This is a genomic window from Clostridium chromiireducens (assembly GCF_003575225.1).
GTDB lineage: Bacteria > Bacillota > Clostridia > Clostridiales > Clostridiaceae > Clostridium > Clostridium chromiireducens.
Map to the genome: position 1 here is coordinate 2,449 of NZ_QXDJ01000003.1, position 20,961 is coordinate 23,409.

Annotated in this window: 15 protein-coding genes, 1 tRNA gene, 2 rRNA genes and 1 riboswitch (1 of these 19 only partly in view); of the genes, 17 read left to right on the top strand and 1 reads right to left on the bottom strand. The window is 29.8% G+C overall.

The window, feature by feature from the left end; translation table 11 throughout:
* From D2A34_RS11320 to D2A34_RS27420, 12 genes are all read left to right on the top strand, one after another.
* Nucleotides 1–133, top strand: a 23S ribosomal RNA gene (locus D2A34_RS11320) (its annotated part extends 2,448 nt beyond the left edge of the window); the annotation flags it as partial.
* Nucleotides 134–208: 75 nt separating this feature from the next.
* Nucleotides 209–283, top strand: a tRNA-Asn gene (locus tag D2A34_RS11325).
* A 3-nt stretch (nucleotides 284–286) separates the two neighbouring features.
* Nucleotides 287–403 (top strand): 5S ribosomal RNA (gene rrf / locus D2A34_RS11330).
* 353 nt (nucleotides 404–756) lie between these two features.
* Complete coding sequence (locus D2A34_RS11335) at nucleotides 757–1,956, top strand: SAM-dependent methyltransferase (RefSeq protein ID WP_079442474.1); 1,200 nt, start codon at nucleotides 757–759, stop codon at nucleotides 1,954–1,956.
* Nucleotides 1,957–2,120: 164 nt separating this feature from the next.
* Nucleotides 2,121–2,765 carry an HD domain-containing protein gene (locus D2A34_RS11340; protein WP_079442475.1) on the top strand — a complete coding sequence of 215 codons (645 nt, stop codon included), beginning with the start codon at nucleotides 2,121–2,123 and terminating at the stop codon, nucleotides 2,763–2,765.
* A gap of 500 nt (nucleotides 2,766–3,265) precedes the next feature.
* On the top strand, nucleotides 3,266–4,708 hold the full coding sequence (locus D2A34_RS11345) for an ATP-binding protein (RefSeq protein ID WP_119366682.1): 1,443 nt from the start codon (nucleotides 3,266–3,268) through the stop codon (nucleotides 4,706–4,708).
* A gap of 68 nt (nucleotides 4,709–4,776) precedes the next feature.
* Complete coding sequence (locus D2A34_RS11350; RefSeq protein ID WP_079439262.1) at nucleotides 4,777–6,408, top strand: thiamine pyrophosphate-binding protein; 1,632 nt, start codon at nucleotides 4,777–4,779, stop codon at nucleotides 6,406–6,408.
* Nucleotides 6,409–6,412: 4 nt separating this feature from the next.
* The gene (locus tag D2A34_RS11355) at nucleotides 6,413–6,778 is read left to right on the top strand and encodes a carboxymuconolactone decarboxylase family protein (protein WP_079439261.1); all 366 of its coding nucleotides are present in this window, start codon (nucleotides 6,413–6,415) and stop codon (nucleotides 6,776–6,778) included.
* Nucleotides 6,779–6,967: 189 nt separating this feature from the next.
* A riboswitch (cyclic di-GMP riboswitch) is annotated at nucleotides 6,968–7,056 on the top strand.
* A 75-nt stretch (nucleotides 7,057–7,131) separates the two neighbouring features.
* Nucleotides 7,132–7,488 carry a response regulator gene (locus tag D2A34_RS11360; RefSeq protein ID WP_079439260.1) on the top strand — a complete coding sequence of 119 codons (357 nt, stop codon included), beginning with the start codon at nucleotides 7,132–7,134 and terminating at the stop codon, nucleotides 7,486–7,488.
* 208 nt (nucleotides 7,489–7,696) lie between these two features.
* Complete coding sequence (locus D2A34_RS11365) at nucleotides 7,697–9,700, top strand: methyl-accepting chemotaxis protein (protein WP_119366683.1); 2,004 nt, start codon at nucleotides 7,697–7,699, stop codon at nucleotides 9,698–9,700.
* A gap of 108 nt (nucleotides 9,701–9,808) precedes the next feature.
* The gene (locus D2A34_RS11370) at nucleotides 9,809–10,876 is read left to right on the top strand and encodes a galactose ABC transporter substrate-binding protein (protein ID WP_119366684.1); all 1,068 of its coding nucleotides are present in this window, start codon (nucleotides 9,809–9,811) and stop codon (nucleotides 10,874–10,876) included.
* A gap of 100 nt (nucleotides 10,877–10,976) precedes the next feature.
* A complete protein-coding gene (locus tag D2A34_RS27420) occupies nucleotides 10,977–11,108 on the top strand; it encodes a hypothetical protein (RefSeq protein WP_278336992.1) in 132 nt (43 codons plus the stop codon).
* Between the two features lie 152 nt (nucleotides 11,109–11,260).
* On the opposite strand, the gene D2A34_RS11375 is transcribed toward D2A34_RS27420, so the two are convergent.
* On the bottom strand, nucleotides 11,261–13,591 hold the full coding sequence (locus D2A34_RS11375) for a PAS domain-containing sensor histidine kinase (protein ID WP_079439257.1): 2,331 nt from the start codon (nucleotides 13,589–13,591) through the stop codon (nucleotides 11,261–11,263).
* A gap of 332 nt (nucleotides 13,592–13,923) precedes the next feature.
* On the opposite strand from D2A34_RS11375, the gene D2A34_RS11380 reads away from it, so the two are divergent.
* The 5 genes from D2A34_RS11380 to D2A34_RS11400 all read left to right on the top strand — a co-directional run bounded on the left by D2A34_RS11380 (nucleotide 13,924) and on the right by D2A34_RS11400 (nucleotide 20,858).
* Nucleotides 13,924–15,393, top strand: a complete 1,470-nt coding sequence (locus D2A34_RS11380; RefSeq protein ID WP_119366685.1) for a protein adenylyltransferase SelO — start codon at nucleotides 13,924–13,926, stop codon at nucleotides 15,391–15,393.
* Nucleotides 15,394–15,635: 242 nt separating this feature from the next.
* Entirely contained in the window at nucleotides 15,636–16,058 is a 423-nt protein-coding gene (locus D2A34_RS11385; RefSeq protein ID WP_079439255.1) for a 3D domain-containing protein, read from the top strand.
* A 446-nt stretch (nucleotides 16,059–16,504) separates the two neighbouring features.
* Nucleotides 16,505–17,575, top strand: a complete 1,071-nt coding sequence (locus D2A34_RS11390; RefSeq protein ID WP_079439254.1) for an HD-GYP domain-containing protein — start codon at nucleotides 16,505–16,507, stop codon at nucleotides 17,573–17,575.
* A gap of 14 nt (nucleotides 17,576–17,589) precedes the next feature.
* Complete coding sequence (locus tag D2A34_RS11395) at nucleotides 17,590–20,436, top strand: response regulator (RefSeq protein ID WP_079439253.1); 2,847 nt, start codon at nucleotides 17,590–17,592, stop codon at nucleotides 20,434–20,436.
* 59 nt (nucleotides 20,437–20,495) lie between these two features.
* Entirely contained in the window at nucleotides 20,496–20,858 is a 363-nt protein-coding gene (locus D2A34_RS11400; protein WP_079439252.1) for a response regulator, read from the top strand.
* Nucleotides 20,859–20,961 lie beyond the last annotated feature (103 nt).

The following is a 20,961-nucleotide window of genomic DNA, read 5'->3' on the forward strand; positions in this document are numbered from 1 at the left end:
CCCACCTCAAGATTAGATTTCCCATAGCGTAAGCTAGTAAGACCCCTTGAAGACTACAAGGTTGATAGGTCAGAGGTGTAAGTATGGTAACATATTTAGCTGACTGATACTAATAGGTCGAGGGCTTGACCAATAAAAAATCAAGTTGTAATACATTAAGTAACTATGTGCAATTTTGAAAGAACAAGATTTCTTTCAAAAGTAGCGTTCCGCGATAGCTCAATGGTGGAGCACTCGGCTGTTAACCGATAGGTTGGAGGTTCGAGTCCTCTTCGCGGAGCCAATATCTCGTGATGATGGCATAGAGGTAACACTCCTTCCCATTCCGAACAGGAAAGTTAAGGTCTATAGCGCCGATGGTACTGCACGGGTGACTGTGTGGCAGAGTAGGACGTTGCGAGGTAACTTAAAAGATAGTTGTAATGACTATCTTTTTTACGTGGAGAAAAATAGAAAAATCCTATTAATTATCTAAAGTTAAATGCTTCTTATAAGAAAAAATAAAAAAACAGAGCCATAGAGAAACTAGAATCTCTATGGTTTTGTTTTTTTATATGAATCATTTAAAAAGTGATATGATTCATTAATTCATATTATAAGGTCTAAAATTAATATTAAATCATATCATATAAGTAATTTAAAATTAAGAAAGCATTTATGAAAGGTGGTATTAGCGGAGGTGTTTTAGAGTGATAAGTTGCAATTTGAATAGAGAATTTATACCTAATTTATTATAGTTTTGTAGGAGGAAAGGGTATGGATATCGATAAGATATTTTATAAAACATTATTCAAAAATTTATTTACAGATCCATTTGAAATAAAATTTTGGGATGGAAGTTTAGAAAAATATACGCCACTAGAAACTAAAAGAGATTCACAAGAGGAAACAGCTTTTAAAATTATTTTTAATGAACCAATCTCTAAGAGTGATATTATTAAAAATCCGTCATTAGCATTTGGGGAAGGCTATATGACTAAGAAAATAGATATAGAGGGCAGTATTCGAAAGGTCATAGAATCTATATATAACAATAAGGAAAGTTTCTTAAGCAATAGCAATAAGTATGTAAAATTACTTGGAAAGGCTTCAAATAATATTAAACATAGTAAAGAAAATATCGAATTTCACTATGATATAGGGAATGATTTTTACAAGTTATGGTTAGATGATTCTATGACATATTCTTGCGCGTATTTTAAGGAACAAACTGATTCTTTAGCACTAGCGCAAAGAAATAAAGTGGGGCATATTCTAAAAAAATTAGACTTGAAGGAGGGAGAAACTTTACTAGATATAGGTTGTGGATGGGGAGAATTAATTATTTCTGCAGCTAAGGAATATAAAGTTAAGTCTACTGGAATAACTTTAAGTACTGAGCAATTTGCAAAAATTAAGGAAAGAATAGAAAATGAAAAATTAAATGGCTTAGTAGATGTTGAGCTAAGTGATTATAGACATTTGAAAAATAGGAGATTTGATAAAATAGTCAGTGTAGGTATGTTAGAACATGTAGGAAAAAGTCATATTGCTGAATACTTTGCAGCTATAAATAATTTACTAAATGATAATGGATTATCTTTACTTCACTCTATAACATCTGTAGATGAAGGCGGTAATAATACTTGGATAGATAAATATATATTCCCTGGGGGATATATCCCATCTATTTCAGAGTTAATTAGCTCTATTTCGGATAAAGATTTTAGTGTTATTGATGTTGAAAATCTTAGATTGCACTATAGGAGAACTTTAGAATATTGGGCAAGTAATTTTGAAAATGCATTACCTGAAATAAGAAAAACCAAGGATGAGACATTTATAAGAATGTGGAGATTATATTTAAATGCCTGTGCAGCATCCTTTAATTGTGGTAATGTTCATATACATCAGATTCTATTTAGTAAAAATCCAAATAATAAATTGCGTTGGACCAGAGATTATATGTATAAATAATAGATATTAATAACTATGAGTCGTTCTTTATAATGTATCCATATAAATTAGGATCATGATAAGGATGACTCTTTTCTTTAGTTTTCTAAGTGGGCAGATAATATATAAATAATTTGTGGTATAATTGGGGTATATTAATATTTTTATATATTGGAGATATAATAATGAAGGAAGATTTACTAGAAAAAACATTACAATATATTAGAGAGCAATTTAAAGATGATTCTAGTGGCCATGATTACTATCATAGCTTAAGAGTATATAAATTAGCCACTTCAATTTGCAAAGAAGAAAGCGCTGATTTAGAAATAGTCCAGTTAGCTTCTTTATTACATGATGTTGATGATTATAAATTATTCGGTGGAAATGCAGGAGCTTATTCAAATGCAGAAAACTTTTTAAAGAATAACGAAATATCAAAAGCAAAAATAAATGCAGTATGTGAAATAATTGCATCAATATCTTTTAAGGGTACAGGGGTGCAAATACCAGAAAGTATAGAAGGAAAAATAGTACAAGATGCAGATAGGCTTGATGCAATTGGGGCTATAGGAATTGCAAGGACATTTGCATTTGGAGGCAGTAAAAATAGAATTATGCATGTACCAAATGAAAAACCTCGTGAGAATATAAGTTTTAAAGAATATTCTACATCTAATGGAACAACCTTAAATCATTTTTATGAGAAATTGCTAAAGTTAAAAGATTTAATGAACACTGAAAAAGCCAAAAAATTAGCTGAATCAAGGCACCGGTATATGGAAAAATTTTTAGAAGAATTTTATAATGAATGGGATGGATTAGTATAATAAGATAAAGCAGAGTAGTATTTAAATATAATCTAATCAGTTAAGCTTAAAGTATTAGGAGTATAAAGTCAAGTAGTATTAAAATTAGGAAGTCTTATTTTTATCTTATTAATTCAGGATAAATTTTATATTTATATGCAATAACATCAAATATGTAATTATATAGAGTCGGAGACATAGTAATGAAAGTTTTTAGAATAATATGCTTTAAAAAAGGTAGTAAAATTATGAAAATAAGTTTACTACCTTTTTTGAATTTAGAAAAAACTATTTCGATAAGAATAAATTAGTGATATAATCAAAGAAAAAAATGTGTAAAAAAGAACATAATTGTCTATTATTAACTTAAGAATGATTATTATTAAAAATAATGTATGAATATTAAATGTAATGTTAAAAAGTCTTAGTTGGTAGATTATATTGTATAAAGATAAAATAATTGAATAATAAATTCATGAAATCAGTCTAGTAGTTTACTTTATTTTCTTAAGGGAGGATATATGTTTCAAGAGATGTGTGAGGAAGAAGCAAGTTATATTATAGAATCAAAAAAAAGATGTATTGAATTAGGATTAAATCCTGACAGACCTGAAATACCTCAAAATACTATGTCTGAATTAGATTTAGGCAGAAAAAAAGATTTATATGATGAAATTTTAGAAGTTGTAAATTTTTTTAGTAGTAAATTGATAAAATCATTAGAGGGGACTCCAATAATAATAACCATTACGGATCAAAATGGATATTTACTTGATATCATTGGTGATGAAATTATGGTTAAAACAATATCTCAATTAGGGATCAAGCCAGGCATTCAATTTCGTGAAGAGGAAATGGGAACTAATGTTGTTAGTTTAACGCTAAAGCAGAATCATCCCATACAATTAGTAGGAAGTAACCATTATCATAAATGTTTTCACAATAGCGCATGCTATGGAGTACCATTTCGTTATTCAAATGATGGTAATTTGCTTGGAAGTATATGTATTATGACTGCTGTTATACTTCATAATCCATTTTTTTTGATGACATTAACCACTGTAGTTGATGCTATAGAACGCGAGTTATTACTTAGAAAACAAAACCGTAAGATAAATAGGCAAAAAGAACTATTATATGAATCAGAAAAAAGGCAAAGAGAGCTTTTAGAAAAAGATCTTGTCATGAAGGATGAATTTATAACTCTTATTACTCATGAATTTAAGACACCAATAAATGTGATTTATTCAGCCATTCAATTAATTGAACATATGTATATTAATGATATTCCACAGTCAGTTAAAAATCTAATAGGAAATATAAAAAGAAATACGTTTAGACAGTTGAGGCTCGTAAATAATTTATTAGATATTACTAAGTTAAAATCAGATCAATTCAAACTTAATTTAAAAAACGTAGATCTTGTAGCTATAACAAAATTAATTACAGAATCTATAAAAATATATGCTGATCAAAAGAAAATTAATCTGTATTTTAAGACTAATATAGATAGCATAAATACTGCACTGGATGATGAAAAATATGAGCGTGTAATATTGAATCTTTTATCAAATGCCATAAAGTTTACACCAGAGGGTGGTTCCATAACTGTTCAGGTCAAAGGGAATAATACGGATAAAACAATAGCAATAGCTGTATGTGATACAGGGGTAGGAATTCCAAAAGAAAAACATAAGAAGATTTTTCACAGATTTGGACAAGTTGAAAATAATCTTTCAAGGCAGGCGGAAGGCAGTGGTATTGGGTTAGCTCTTGTGAAGATGTTGGTTATTATACTGGAGGGTAAAATAGAGGTAGATAGTGAAGTTGGCTTGGGTAGCAAGTTTATTATAACATTACCTATTAAAGAAGAAATAGTAGAAGAAGAAAAATATTTATTCCCGGATTCTGATAATAGATTGATAAATGCTATTAATGTAGAATTTTCTGATATTTATTTTTAAGGTTATTATAAAAAATATATATTAACGAGAGATTTTTTAAAGAGTAATTTATTGAGGGTGATAAATTTATGAAGAGTATAGCATCGATTTTAGTATCAAATTTTAGAAAATGGGGTATTGGTCACGTTTTTGGAGTACCTGGCAGGCCACTTGCATCTTTAATTATGGAATTGGATAAACAGGATATAAATTTCATTTTAAATAAACATGAAAGTGGAGCTGGTTATGCTGCTGCAGGCTATTCATTAATAAACAGGAGAATAGGCATAGCTATCGGAACTTCAGGGCCTGGTGGTACAAACTTACTAACTTCTGCTGGACAAGCAAAGGCTTATCATGTGCCAGTGTTATTTATCACTGGACAACAACCTATGCATAGTGCAGGAAAAGCTTTAGGTCAGGATTCCACAATTTTTGGTACTGATTTAGTTAAGATGTTTGAGCCAGTTACTAAATTTAGTGCAAGAATTGAAAGGGCAGATCAGTTTCAAAGATACTTACAGCATGCATTAGAAAAGTCCTATTTTGGGGTTAAGGGGCCGGTTCATCTGTCTATACCAATAGACATACTTGATGAAGAAATTGAAGAATTTGAACTTGATTTGCCTAACAATATCAGTCAATTAATATCTCCAAGATTAGATGAATTCATAGACAAACTTGATATTGCTAAGAAAAGCGTAATTTTAGCGGGGAAAGGTATTCATTCAAGCCTTGCATATGAGGAAGTTAAAAGCTTAGCTGAAATGTGGAGTATACCAGTTATGACTACGCCAGGTGGAAAAGGAACATTTATCGAAAATCATCCATTATCACTTGGTGCGCTAGGGCTAGGTGGAACAGAAAAGTCAAGTGAATACATTAATCAAAATATAGATTTATTGATTGTAATAGGTAGTAAATTATCTGATATGTCTTTAGTCGGTATATCGAAGGAAAACTATCCTAAAGAAGTTATTCAATTTGATTATGACTATACATTTATAGAAAAATCACTGTTAGCACCTACACTACCTATCATTGGTGATATTAAAGCTAACTTACAAGCAGTATTAAGTAAAGTCGAAGATAGAATATCAAATAAATATAATTTACTAGTAGAGAATTATGAATTTAAAGATAATGTTAATGATAATAGAAAGTATCTTTCAGCTGCTAATGCAATGGAAATAATAAGAAAAGAGTTACCGGATGATTCAACTATATTTGGCGATGATGGAAGTCATTCATTTTATGCAATAAGATATTTTAGAATCAGAAAACCAGCCACTTTCTTTTTTGATGATGTATTTGGAGCAATGGGACATGCTATTGGCTATTCAATTGGTGCACAGTTATCAAACCATAATTCAAGAATCATTTGTTTAACGGGTGATGGATGCACTTTTATGCATGGTACTGAAATATCAACAGCAGCAAATTATAATATCCCTGTCACTTTTATAGTGATAAATAATGGAAGATTAGATATGCCAGAAAAAGCTATGCTAAAACTTTTTGGGAAGGAAGTTGGAACTACATATAATGTACCATTGGATGTTAAAAAATTTGGTGAATCTCTAGGTGTAAAATCATATAAATGTCACAATGAATCAACACTAATAGAAGCTTTAGAAATTTCAAATTTACATAATGAAACAATAATAATAGAGGTTGTGGTTGATCCAGGTGAAATACCACCAACTATGAAAAGGGGATAATAAAATGAAAAAGGATTATGAAAATGGAATTAATATTTTAAAGAAGATGACAGATGCAAACGGAGAAGAAATGGTGAAATCAGTAGGTGAAATATTTCCGGATTTTTTGGATAAAATGATTTCTTTTGGTTTTGGGCAAATATATGCAAGACCAAATTTAGATCTAAAAACAAGAGAAGTAGTAACAATAACATCTCTTATAACGCAAGGAGCCTTTGAGCAATTGGAGTTTCATATAAAAGCAGCTATAAAGGCAGGATTAAAAAAAGAAGAAATTTTAGAAATTATTTTACATTGTGCGGCATATGCAGGATTTCCTAAGGCCTGCAGCGCAATAGGTATAGCAGGTGAAATATTTAAAACTATTTAAGTGTATATTATTAATTTATATATGCAATACATTGTGAATTTAAATGTAATTATAGTCATAATGTACCGAAAAATTTATTGATTAGACTGGTAAAATGTGCTATTATGTTAATGTTAGTTACAATTGTTGGCTTAATTGTTAAGTTTCAATAATTGGTTTATAATAAAAGTTAATATTTAATGAGTAAAGAAGTGTAAATAGCAAATCCATTGAAAGGTGGAGACGCAAAGCCATGAGTCTAAAGCAACGTTAATTGCCATGATAGTCAGGTTGCCAAAAATTATGATAGTTTATTCATGGCAGGCAATATCTTTATTGCCTGCTTTTTTTATAATTAAGGAGGATTTATAATAATGAAAAGAGTTCTTATAGTTGATGATGCGGCATTTATGAGAAATGTTTTAAAGACGATACTCGAAAATGGTGGATTCGAAGTGGTTGGTGAAGCACAAAACGGAGCTATCGGAGTAAAAAAATATGAGGAGTTAAATCCTGATCTTGTTACAATGGACATTACAATGCCTGAAATGGATGGAATAAGTGCTTTAAAAGAAATTAAAAAAATTGACTCTAATGCAAAAGTGGTTATGATATCATCAATGGGACAAGAAGCAATGATTCGTGAATCTGTAACAGCTGGAGCTAAGTCGTTCGTAGTAAAACCTTTTAATGAAAATATAGTTATAAAAACGTTAACTAATTTGTTTTAAAGTTGACAAGAAAAAAATAACAATATATAATGGCAATATAGTTTAGTGTGAATAAATAAATTTAATATAAATAAATTTAGACGAAGGAGTCTTATTTCATTATAGTATGAAGTAAGACTTTTTTGCAATTTAATTCATCAAACAATAATTTTACAAAGCTGAAAGTATTATAAATAGTTAAAATACTTTAGATGAAGGGGAATCTAAAATGCGTTTAAAAAAAATTAAATTTCAAAGTATAAGAGTTAAACTGATTATAAGTTTACTAGGAATATGTATAATTCCATTAATTATTCTAGGTTATGGAGCTAATAGGCAAGCTAAAGCAATTCTCAATGAAAAATTGAAAACGACAAGTCAGCAAACACTTTTAGAAGTAAATGATGGAATTAATAATTACTTCAATGGATTTGGAAGTATGGTTACAATGTTGTCGAGTAACTATAATTTTATTAATGCTGATAAAGAAGAACCATACACATTTACGGCGGCTATGTTAAAGAATATAAAAGAAAGCGATAAAGATATTTTCAGTGTGTATTTTGCAACCGCAGATGGAAAATTTGAAATATATCCCAACGAAAAAATGCCATATGGTTATAATCCTAAAGAGAAAGATTGGTATAAGCAAGCTTTAGAAGGTAATCATAAAGTTATAATAACTCTACCATTTCAAGATGCGCAAACAGGTAAAAGTGTTGTGGCTATAGCAAAAGCAGTTGAAAGAGATGGAAATGTAATAGGTGTTTGCGCAATGAGCGTTTCCTTGGATACTATTCTAGAAAAAATAGGAACAAAGAAGATAGGAAATACAGGATACATATTTATTTCTGATATTGAAGGAAAAAAGATGATAATTAACCCTAATAAAGATTTAATTGGGACTGATTATGCCTCTAAGCAATCATTTTGGAATGCTGCAAAAACTCAAGATACAGGCTTTGTGGCTTATGAAGAGAATAATACAAAGATGTTTGGAGTTTACGAAACCAATAAGGCTACAGGTTGGAAATTAGTAGCTACATTAGATGAAAAAGAAATAATAAATGATACAAATTCAATACTTATTACGACAGAGATTATAGTTTTAGTAATAATTATAATTTCAATAGCACTATCCATATTCTTAAGTAAAGGAATAGCAGAAAATATTAAAAAGTTGAGGGAAGTATTTGAAAAAGCTTCAAAGGGAGATTTAACAGTGTCGATTGTGGCATCTACTAAAGATGAATTTATGGATTTAGCAAACTCCTTTAATGAGATGATAAAAAATATATCAAATCTTATAGAAAATGTTACAAATTCATCAAAAATTGTATTAGAAACTTCATCAAATCTAGCTGGCATGTCAGAGGAAGTAACAGCTTCCATAGGAGAAGTATCAAGAGCAATAGAAGATATATCACACGGAGCAACAAATCAAGCACAAAATGCTCAAAATGGTGCTTTAGAGATGAACGACCTATCAGATAGATTAGATAAAATTAGTGAAAGCTCTGATGAAATGGGTAAACTTTCTGGAACAACTAAGGGATTAGGTGCTAAAGGATTATTAATGATTGATACGCTAATAGAAAAATCACATAAGACTAAAACTGCTACGTTAGAAGTTAATGAGATAGTTAAAGATGTGAATGAAAGTACTAAAATAATAAATATCATATCTGAAAGTATATCGCAAATAACGGAACAAACCAATCTGTTAGCATTAAATGCAAGTATAGAATCTGCGCGTGCAGGTGAGGCGGGTAAGGGCTTTGCGGTGGTAGCGGAAGAAATAAGAAAACTTGCTGAAGAATCGAAGAAATCAACAGAAGAGATAAAGAAGATTATAATTAAAGTACAAGAAAAATCAGATGCAGCTGTAACAGCTATTAAAGCTACAGAAGAAGTAGTAATAGAGCAGGATTTAGCAGTTAGTAATACACAAGAAATATTTAGTGAAATTCTTAGTTCAATTGAAGTTATGATTGATAAAGTTGAAGAGATAAATGCATCTATATCTGAAATTGACAAAAAGAAACAGAGAGTAGTATCAGAAGTTGAAAACATTTCATATATCTCACAAGAAACTGCATCTGCATCAGAGGAAGTAACTGCGTCAACTGAAGAAATAAGTGCTGCGATGGATAGATTTAACAATTATTCAGATGAACTCCAATTATTAGCATTAAGGTTAGATTCTGAACTAGAAAGATTTAATATAAATTAGGGATATTAATATTTTTATATTATTAAGTCAGAATAAATTTCATATTAATATACAACATAACACTAAATATATAATTTTTTTAATTATATAAAGTGGAGGTTATTATAAATGAATATATTGAGAAAAGTGATTGCATTGATTCTAATCATGCTAACCATCCTCATATTAATGAACACCATACAAGTTAAAACATTTGCAAATTCAAATTTTAATAATATAAGAAGAATAAATGTTGCAGTAATATTCCATAGAATTAATGATCCATATATGGTGAGAATTAGAGAAAGTTTAGAAGATATCGGAAAAGACCCTAATAATAATGTTAATTATACTTTTTTTGATTCAAAAAACAATATAGCTATACAAAATGAACTATTAGATTCAGCTCTTCAAAAAAACTTTGATCTATTTATATTAAATCTAGCAGATAAAAGAGAAAATTTCGTTGAAGAAGTTATCTTAAGAGTGAAGCAAAAAGGTATTCCTTTAATACTAATGAATATTTCTCCTGATGTGGTCTCAAAAATTTCTGCTCTCTATGATAAGGATGTGTTTATAATTCCAGATTCCAAGCAGGCGGGTATTGCTCAGGGAAAAATTATTGTTGATTTATGGAAAAAAGATAAGAATGTAATAGATAAAAATAACGATAACATTTTGCAATATGTTTTGTTACAAGGACCGCCTGATGACCCACAAGCAATCGAAAGATCTAAATATGCAATATCAACAATCAATGATTCAGGAATAACGACTCAAGAATTAACTTTAGTAAATGGGAATTGGTTAAGAGATTTGGCGAATAGTTCAATTAATAACTTATTTCTCAAATATAGCGATAGAATTGAAGCAATAATTTCAAACAATGATGCAATGGCTATTGGAGCTATAGATGCACTACAAAAATATGGATATAATAAGGGAGATAAATCAAAAAATATAACAGTTGTAGGAATTGATGCTTTGCCAGAAGCCATTGAATTAATTGATAGAGGTTTTATGACGGGGACAGTTGCACAAGATCCTAAAGTTGTAGCTAAAATGTTATATACTGTTGGGAGGAATATTATTAATAATTTAAATCCCACAGAAAACACAAAGTACAAGAATGTTAATGGAGAAATTTTAGTTCCTTATCCATACGATACATATACAGGTAAGTCAAATCATCCATAAATGTTAGGTTGATTTCCAGCTGGTTTTTTATTTTTTATGGTTTGTTAGCTTATGAATAGAAATTCTAAAAGTAGTAAATACTAGTAGAGAGGTGAGAAAAATGACAAACTATAAATTTATTTTAAATAATGATGACAATGCATCATCTAATGTATCAAATACATCAATGCCAGCAAAAAATAGAAAAAGGCATAAACCAGTAAGAGGTATCCCAAGAACAAATTTATCTTAAATGGTATAATCAAATAAAAGTTTATGGTACAGCGTATATTATGTATAACGCTGTACTTTTCATTATTAATCATTCTAAAATAAAAATTATTATTGATATATAGAGATTACTTTTAATATCTTATGCTTTAAAATATTATTACTTTTTTCCATTTATAAATAAATATCTGAAAACTCTACATTTAGCGCGTTAACTAATCTGCAACCTTCATCAAGGAACGAATCACTCTTTTCATCATCCACATCCTGATTAAAAGGCAGACTTATTTTAAAAGTACTTCCATGTCCTGGTTCACTGACTAATGCTATTTTTCCATTTAAAGCATCAACTAATTTTTTTACAAGAGACAAACCAATTCCCGTTCCTTCGGCTTGTCTAGATAAATTACTATCAACTTGGCCAAATCTTTCAAATATAAGTTTATGTTTATCTTTTGGAATACCAAGCCCAGTATCGGATACCTCTATTATGATCATGTTTGATTCTTTGTCATCATGAAGATTGATAGTAACCACACCACCTTCATTTGTAAATTTTATTGCATTTGAAAGTAGATTTAAAATAATTCTTTCAAGTTTTTCATCATCAGTGGGGATTTTTTTACATTTTATGTCGCATTTAAAGAGTAATTGAATTTTTTTTTGATCGGAATATAATCTTACAGACTGAGAAATCTGTCTTGTTAAAGATACAATATCTATATTTTTTATGTGCAACTTAAGCCTTCCAGAGTTTAATCTCGTAATATCTAACAAATTATTTACAAGCCGCAATTGCCTAAAAGTATTTTGTTTAATATTTTTAATCAAGTCTTTAACTTTATCGGGAACATCGTCAATATATACATATTCAATCAACTGAATTGCTGAATAAATTACATTCAGGGGAGTTTTAAATTCATGAGAAATTAATGATATAAACTCATCCTTCATAGAGAGTACTTTTTCAATTGCTTCAATTTTTTCTTTTTCAGCTTTAATTATTAGTTGTTGTTCGTGTTCTATTTTATTAGATTTTCGAATAAGATGTGTTACATTATGGGCTACAATTATCCCATACTGAAAATTACCGCTATTATCAAAAATAGGTATGGCACTAAAATCAAGATAAACTTTAGAGTTTTTACTCTTAATAATTATTCGTTGCTCTTTTATTGTCTCACCTTTTAGAACTTTATATGATGGTAAATCTTTAAGGGTTAATTTTTTATTACTACGATCGTAATATTTTTGATTATTTTGTAATGTATCACCAACCTTATTAATAGCTGCTATACAGTAGTTTTTTTCTAAGCTGTTAGTTAGAGCCTTATTCTTCTTTACGTAATTACCATTTTTATCTACTACTCCAACTGCATCATGCATATTATCAAATATTATTTCCAATTCCTTTTTTTGATTATCTATAAGTTTGCTGTTTTCTATCAATTCTGTGATGTTATGAACTACAAAGACACCTGTTTCGAATTGCCCGTTATCATCAAAAATAGGTATTGCATTACAACATAGGTAATATTCTTTATTATTATGCACATACTTAAGTTTTTGACCTTTAACTTTGACGCCGTTTAATAATCTAAAAAAACATAAATCACTTATTGGGATTGGTTCTCCAGATAAATTATAATATTTACCAACCTTAGTAGAATCACCAACATATCTATTGTCATTTAGTCCTAGCAATTCTGTCATTTTTTTATTTTGTTTTATATACTTTCCATCTTTATCAACTATAGAAATTACATCTTCAACACTTTCAATAATGCTTTCGAGCTGTTTCTTTTTTCTGTGTATATGTTTCCTGCTTAATACGCGTTCAGTTACGTTTTCAAGCATAGACATAATATATTTAACTTCACCATTTTCGGAAATTGGAGTGATAGTATTATCCCAGTAAAGATTATGGTCTAGAAGGCATCCTGGTGCTTCAGTATAATATTTTGGTTTGTTATTTTGAATAATATTTTTTATTATTTCTGGAACATTACTTTTTTCGTAATTATTCATAAATTCATTAGCACATTTACCATAAATAGCAGACTTTTGATTAAAAGGCTTAGGCATATAATCTAAGTATTTTTGATTCGCTTTAATAAGTCTTAAATCATTTGCTGTGTAAATTCCTATTCCTATATTATTATCATTTATTAGGCTATCAATAAAAAGCAGCTTATCATCTAGCCGCGAATTTTCTATTTCGGTAAAAATATAAATATTAGTATAAGGATATGTAATTTTTTTAACTTTAACAAATCTTACATCAAAACTTTTAGTGAATAGAATAGTTTCTATTTCTGTATCTGTTATATTAATTTTATTATTATTTCTAAATAATTTATCTAGAATTTCATTTGTATTTTTTTCAAATAATTCGTTCTTAGTAAATTGTGTTAGTGCCAAGAAGTCATTATTAACATCTAATATAACGCCATTTATCTCCTTTAAAAAAGGTTTTTGATTATAGTTAAGTAAATCATTATTCAAGATACACGCCCCCAAAATATAAAATAACTTTTTACTAAAATTTTAGTATGAAAATATAATAACATATATAAGTATAATTTTATATATTTTTACAAAATGTCAGAATATTCCCAATAAAAAAGATTTGTTAAAAACAAATTAGGACAAATTATCCATATCAGAAAGTGCAATTAATACAAAAACTTTGCTAGGTATAATAAATTTGAACAAGCAGATACTAAAAATGGTTGCATTAGATTTATCAAAAAGTAAATAACGAAGTACTATTGAGTATTGAAATTTTATTTCGCGTTGGAAAAGAATATGTAAAAGAAAAAGAAAGGAGAGCTATAATGGAAGAGATGAAAGTTAAAATAGAAATAGGTTTGAATCTGGAAAACAGCTATGTTAATCTACCAAAGATATTTTATGATGAACAAAATCCGACGCCGGTTGATTCACCCAAATTAGTTATTTTGAATAATCCTCTTGTAAAATATTTGGGATTAGATGTTGAGTCTTTAAAAAATAATGAGATTATAGAGATGTTTGCAGGAAATAGTATGCCCGAAGGAGCAAATCCTATTGCTCAAGCTTACGCAGGTCATCAGTTCGGTCATTTCACTATGTTAGGAGATGGAAGAGCTATACTGCTTGGTGAGCAGATTACACCCAAAGGTGAAAGATTTGATATTCAACTAAAAGGTCCTGGTAGAACTCGTTACTCTAGAGGTGGTGATGGGAGAGCGGCCCTTGGACCAATGCTTCGAGAATATATTATAAGTGAAGCAATGCATGCATTGGGTATTCCAACAACCCGAAGTCTTGCTGTTGTAACAACAGGTGAGTCAGTGATTCGTGAAAATATATTGCCAGGTGCTATTTTAACACGTATTGCATCTAGTCATATTCGTGTTGGTACATTCCAATACGCTGGAGAGTATTGTTCGCTTGAGGAACTTAAGGCATTAGCTGATTACACACTAAAGAGACATTTTACTGATAACAATGCATCTGAAAATCGTTATCTATTCCTACTTAAAGAAGTAATCAAGCGTCAGGCTTCTTTGATTGCAAAATGGATGCACGTTGGTTTTGTACATGGAGTGATGAATACAGATAATATGACTATAAGTGGAGAAAGCATAGATTATGGTCCTTGTGCGTTTATGGATACTTATGACCCTGCAACAGTATTTAGTTCCATTGATAGGCAAGGTCGTTATGCTTATGGAAATCAGCCATATATTGCTGGGTGGAATCTAACTAGATTTGCTGAAACACTACTACCACTGCTAGATAATAATGAAGATAAAGCTGTTGAAATTGCACAAAGTGCAATATCAGATTTTACAGATTTGTATCGAAGTTATTGGTTATCTGGAATGAGATCAAAACTAGGTATATTTAATGAAGAAACAGAGGATCAAGAACTTGCTCTAGAACTTCTTAATATTATGAAGGAAAACGAAGCTGACTATACAAATACTTTCATAGCATTAACTTTTGATAAACTATCAGATATGGAGTTATTTAGTACTGATGAATTTAAAAGTTGGTATAAGAAATGGCAAAATAGATTAGATAGGCAGCAGGAATCAAGGGACTCTTCATATGAGTTGATGAGGAACTCTAATCCAGCGGTAATACCGAGAAATCATAGAGTAGAAGAAGCTCTTGAGGCTGCCAATAAAGGGGATTATAGCGTGCTGGAAAGACTTCTTGATGTTATTTCAAAGCCTTATGCACATTTACCAGAACAGAAGGAGTACGCAATACTTCCTAAGAAAAATTGCACTTATAGAACTTTCTGTGGTACCTAATATTATAATTTATATGTAGAAATTAATATTACATTTAGATGGAAATTAAAGAAAGATTTATAAAACTGCCAAGCTAATTGTTTCGCATTTAATTAGAATAAATCATGATAATGTTTATAGAAATGCAAATATAACAAAGCAAAAATTAACATATAAATAATTCGGCACGTTTACATTTACAATGTTGGTAAAACTATGTTATAATGTAAAAGATATTTTGGTGATTGAAAAGGAGAGATTCGATGTCGAGAAATTATAAATGGGTAAAAGTTATGAAAAAATCAGCTATTTTTTTAATGGCTTTAAGCATTTATCTAGTCACAGATATTACTTTTTCAAGTAATGCCGTTAAAGCAGATACATCTAGTTATGAACTTTTTTGTTCATCTACAGCATATACAGCAGGTGCCGGAAGCCTAACAGCTAGTGGAAGAACAGTAGAAAGAAATCCCAATGGTATAAGCACAGTTTCTGTTGATCCAAGTGTGATCCCGTTAGGTACATACCTATATATCGAAGGATATGGATATGCAGTAGCTGCAGATAGTGGAAGCGCCATAAAAGGAAATGAAGTTGATGTGTATTTTTCTAGTTCGAATGAATGCAACAATTGGGGGAGACAAAATGTTAAAGTAACAGTGTTAGCTGCGGTGTCTAGCCATTAAATAATATATTATATGTAAATGTTTAACTAATTTGATGTGGCAATTTATATATAGTGTTATTTTAAATAGTAATATTAATGAATAAAGTAATAATTGGATAGAATTAGCCAAATTTATATAAATTGAAAATAAGGTTATTCAAAGAAAGATAAGAGTATAACAAAATTAATATAATTTATAAAAAGGTGTTTCTAAGGAGACGCTTTTTTTGTTATAGATATTAAATTATAAAGTAATCTCGTTATTTATTTACATAATAACTAATGAAGTATCTTTATTTTTCTATAAAATTAATGAATAAATGATATTTTTGTATTAAAAATATAGTGTAATAAAACTTAAATGGTTATTTTGTGTAGAAACAGATGGAAATTAGTTTGCATAAATAATATAATGTACATAGAGAATAAATTACTTATTAATTTTAAATTCATTTGGAGGTGGATATGAGAGTTGTTAGTGTCTCCAGTTTGAAAGGAAATGAAATTCTTGGAAAACAGATTTACGATGACGCAGGTAGAGTTTTGCTAAGAGTTGGAGTAGAACTTAAGCCTTTTTATATTGAAAAAATTAAGCAACTTGGAATTTTATCAGTTTATATTGATGATGATATATCAAAAAATGTTGTAATTGAAGAAAGTATTTCTGATAAGACTAGGCAAATGAGCAAACATGCTGTTAAGCAAATGATTGATACATATTGCCGTGAAGGAAAAACTGATAATAGCAGTGTAATGAATTCAGTAAACTCAGTAATAGAAGATATACTTTCAAATAAAGATGTTTTAATAAATGTTGCAGATATAAGTGCAAGTGATAATAATATATACTCCCATTCGGTAAATGTATGTGTATTAGCAACAATAATAGGAACCCATATGGGATATACTATGTCAAAGCTTAAGGATGTGGCAACAGGTGCGATATTACATGATATAGGTAGAATAAGAATAATGAATGATAAGAAACTCATTTCGGAGTTTAAGACTAAGGAGGAACTGGATAAGTATATTGAACTTATGCATCCAAAGGTTGGATATGATTTTTTAGGAGAACAGCGTGTTTGGAGTGCATACGTTAAGGTAGCAGCATTAATGCATCATGAAAAAGAGGATGGCAGTGGATATCCTTTAAAACTAAAAGGTGATGAAATCAACCAAGTTGCTAAAATAGTAGCTATATGTGATGTATTTGATAATTTAATATCAGGTAGAGGTGTAAGTGAACCTAAAACAGTGTATGAAGTTATTGAGTATCTTATTGGTATGAGCAATATATATTTTGATGCAAAAATAGTTAGAAAATTTACAATGAATATTGCTGCATTTCCAACTGGGAGCGGGATTATTCTAAATACAAATGAGAAAGGTTTAGTAGTAAAGCAAAATAACTCAATGCCAATGAGGCCAATAATAAAAATTTTATACGATAAAACCGGAAATTTACTTTCAGAGCCTTACGAAGTCGATTTGTTAAAAGAGTTAACAGTTTTTATCACAAAAACTTGTGAAATTTAGTTGGGAGGGATTTTATGAGTGATGAAGAATTTAGGATAAATGCAAGGGGCTCAGATAGTTATTTAAAATTAATACGGAACACTTTTGAGAATTTCTTAAATGTGGATAGCATTAATTATGATATTGAGCTAAAGAATACATTAGAGGAAATAGGGGTAGTATTAGAATTTGATAGAATATACATATATTATTTTTCTAAGGATCCTACTTTTATGAGAATAGAGTGTCAATGGAATAGGGATACTGTTAAGCCAAAAAGAGAATTTCAAGAAGAAGAGGTGGTTTATACTCTTCCGTGGCTCACGCGTCAAATTAAGACAAGCAATTTTGTAGTAATAGATAACATTGAAGAGCTTCCCACAGAGGCGATGTTTGAAGCAGAGGTTTTTAAAAATGAGGGAATAATATCTGCTCTTATAATTCCATTAACATATGAAGAAAACTTAATTGGTTATATTGGTTATGAAAGTTTGTCAAGAGCTATCAATTGGGATGATGAGCAAGTAGAAATGTTAAGAAAAATTTCAAAAGCTTTTTCATATACGCGAATGAGAATAGGAAAGGAAAAATCATATGAGTCGATTATTGAGGGGCAATCAATTTTACTTAATAATTCTCAGTCGCAGATTTGGGCGTTAAGTAATGTTACGTCATATGCAACCGTAAATGAATCTCATGCAAGTTTTTTTGGAAAGAATAAGAGCGATTTAGAATATCAAGATCTTTATGATATATTTGATATAGATACCGCAAATATACTTTCACAGAATAACTGGGAGTTGTTTCAAAAGAACGAGCCGGCAGAAAAAGAATTGGAAATTAAGAATTCGAAAGGTGAAAATAGATTACTTAAAATTAAGAGTAAGCCTCAAAAGGATGAAACAGGAAATATAAAATATCTCATCTGCACTGCTGAAGATATTACAGAGCAAAAAAGGGCAGAAATTGAGCTTTGTAAAGCAAAAGAAGAGGCAGAGGCGGCCAATATTGCAAAGAGTCAGTTTCTTGCAAATATGTCTCATGAAATAAGAACTCCGATGAATGGTATATTCGGATTTCTTGAATTATTACAATCAACAAACTTATCATTTGAACAAAAAGAGTATATTCGAGATGCAAAATCTGCATCAGAGGTATTATTACATATTATAAATGATATATTAGATTTTTCGAAAATCGAAGCTAAAAAATTAACAATGGAAAGTATTAGATTTAACTTAAGAACGATAATTGAAGATGCTGTTTCTCTGCTTGTGCCAAGAGCAACTGAAAAAGGATTGGAACTTAATGTGATGATTAAATCAGGTGTTCCTGAAGAAGTTATTGGTGATCCGTCAAGGCTTAGGCAGGTGCTTACAAATCTGATTAGTAATGCAGTAAAATTTACTGAAAGCGGTGAGATATCTATTATAGCTGACCATTTAGAGGAAGACAATGAGGTAGCTGTGCTCAGATTTGAAGTAAGAGATACTGGGATTGGGATTCACAAAGAGGATATTGAAAATATATTTAAATCTTTTAGTCAGGCAGACGCTTCAACGACTAGAAAGTATGGTGGAACAGGACTTGGGCTCGCTATATCTAGTGAATTGGTGAAAATGATGGGTGGCGATATTTCTGTTGAAAGTACATTTGGTGAAGGCTCTATATTCAAATTTAATATAAGATTGAAGATAGCAAAAAGAGCTTCGGAACAAAACTTTATGTTTGAAAAACTTGATGATATGAATATTTTAGTTGTGGATGATAGCGAAAACAATAGGGCAGTTGTTAAATCATACCTTAAAGAAGTTGGATTAAAAGTATTTGAAGCTAAGGATGCCGGAAATGGGGTTACCACAATAATATCAAATGCCAATACACAAAACAAAATAAGCATTGCTATCATTGATTATGAAATGCCAGGTATTAGCGGATATGAACTTGCCACTACATTAAAAAACATACCTATTGCAAAAGATATTAAATTAATACTTTTAACTTCTTCAGCTCAAAGGGAATATGGTAGGAATGCAAAACAATATGGATTTTCATCATATTTGACTAAGCCTATAAGACGAGATGATTTGCTTAACTGTATAGCTGTAGCACTGGGACTTAAAAAAGACGATGAAGAAGATGGAGTTGCAGAGAAACATTTAATAGAGGAAATCCATGATCCAATAAAACCGAGAATTTTATTAGTCGAAGATAATGAAGTTAATCGTAAAATTTTTATAAGCATGCTTAAATCTCATAATATGACTTGTGATGTGTCGATAGATGGTAGCCAGGCATTAAAGGCAGTGTCAGAGAAAGATTACGATATTGTTTTTATGGATTGTCAGATGCCAGTAATGGATGGATATGAAAGTACAGCAAGAATAAGGCGACTTGAAAGTAATAAAAAGAATACTAAAATCATTGCAGTAACTGCTAATGCTATGGAAGGTGATAGCACAAAGTGCATTGATGCTGGTATGGATGATTATATTAGTAAGCCTATCGATTTTGAGATTGTATTTAAAATGATAGAAGAATGTATTAAAAACAAAAAGCCTGAAATTGACTATTTTAATTTTATAGAAAGTAATATTGACAATTTTGTTGATACCACTGGACTTGAAAGAGAAGATGCAAGAGAAATATTTGAAGATTATATAAGATGTCTTCCAGATTTATTTGGAGGCATTGAAGATGCGATTGAGTGCAAGAATTTTGAAAAACTAGCAAAAGTGATTCATGAATTGAAAGGTTCTTCTGGAACTTTAAGAATTACTTCTATTCACGAACTGTCTATAAAACTTGAGGAAAAAGCTAAAGAACAAAAATTAGATGAATGTATTGAGCTTTTTACTCAAATAAAAGGTTTGTTCCATTAATGGATTTTAAGAAGCACTAATAAATTTTTATAAAATCAGATATATAAAGGAGTATTGAAATGAAAAAAGTATTAATAGTTGACGATTCATCATATATGAGGATGTTTATAAAAAAGGTAATCCAAAAAGGTGGATCATACTTAATAATTGAGGCGTCAAACAAAGATGAAGCAATCGAAATGTATAATAATGAAGAACCAGATATAGTGATTTTAGATTTGAATATGTCTGAGGAAACTAAAGATGGTATTTCGCTTTTAATCCAAATAATGAGTATCGATCCTGAAGCCATTGCAATTGTTATTTCTGCAGTAAGGTATGAAGATGTTAAGGATGAATGTTTATCACTTGGAGCTAAACATTATCTTCAAAAACCTTTTGAAACTGAAACTTTATTAGGAGTATTAGAAGAATATAAATAAAGTAAAATTATTGAAATTTAATTCGTATTAATTAGGTAGAAATAATAAGCTGAGTTTTCTTAATATGGGAATCTTAGCTTATTATTTTTATTAAAATAGATAT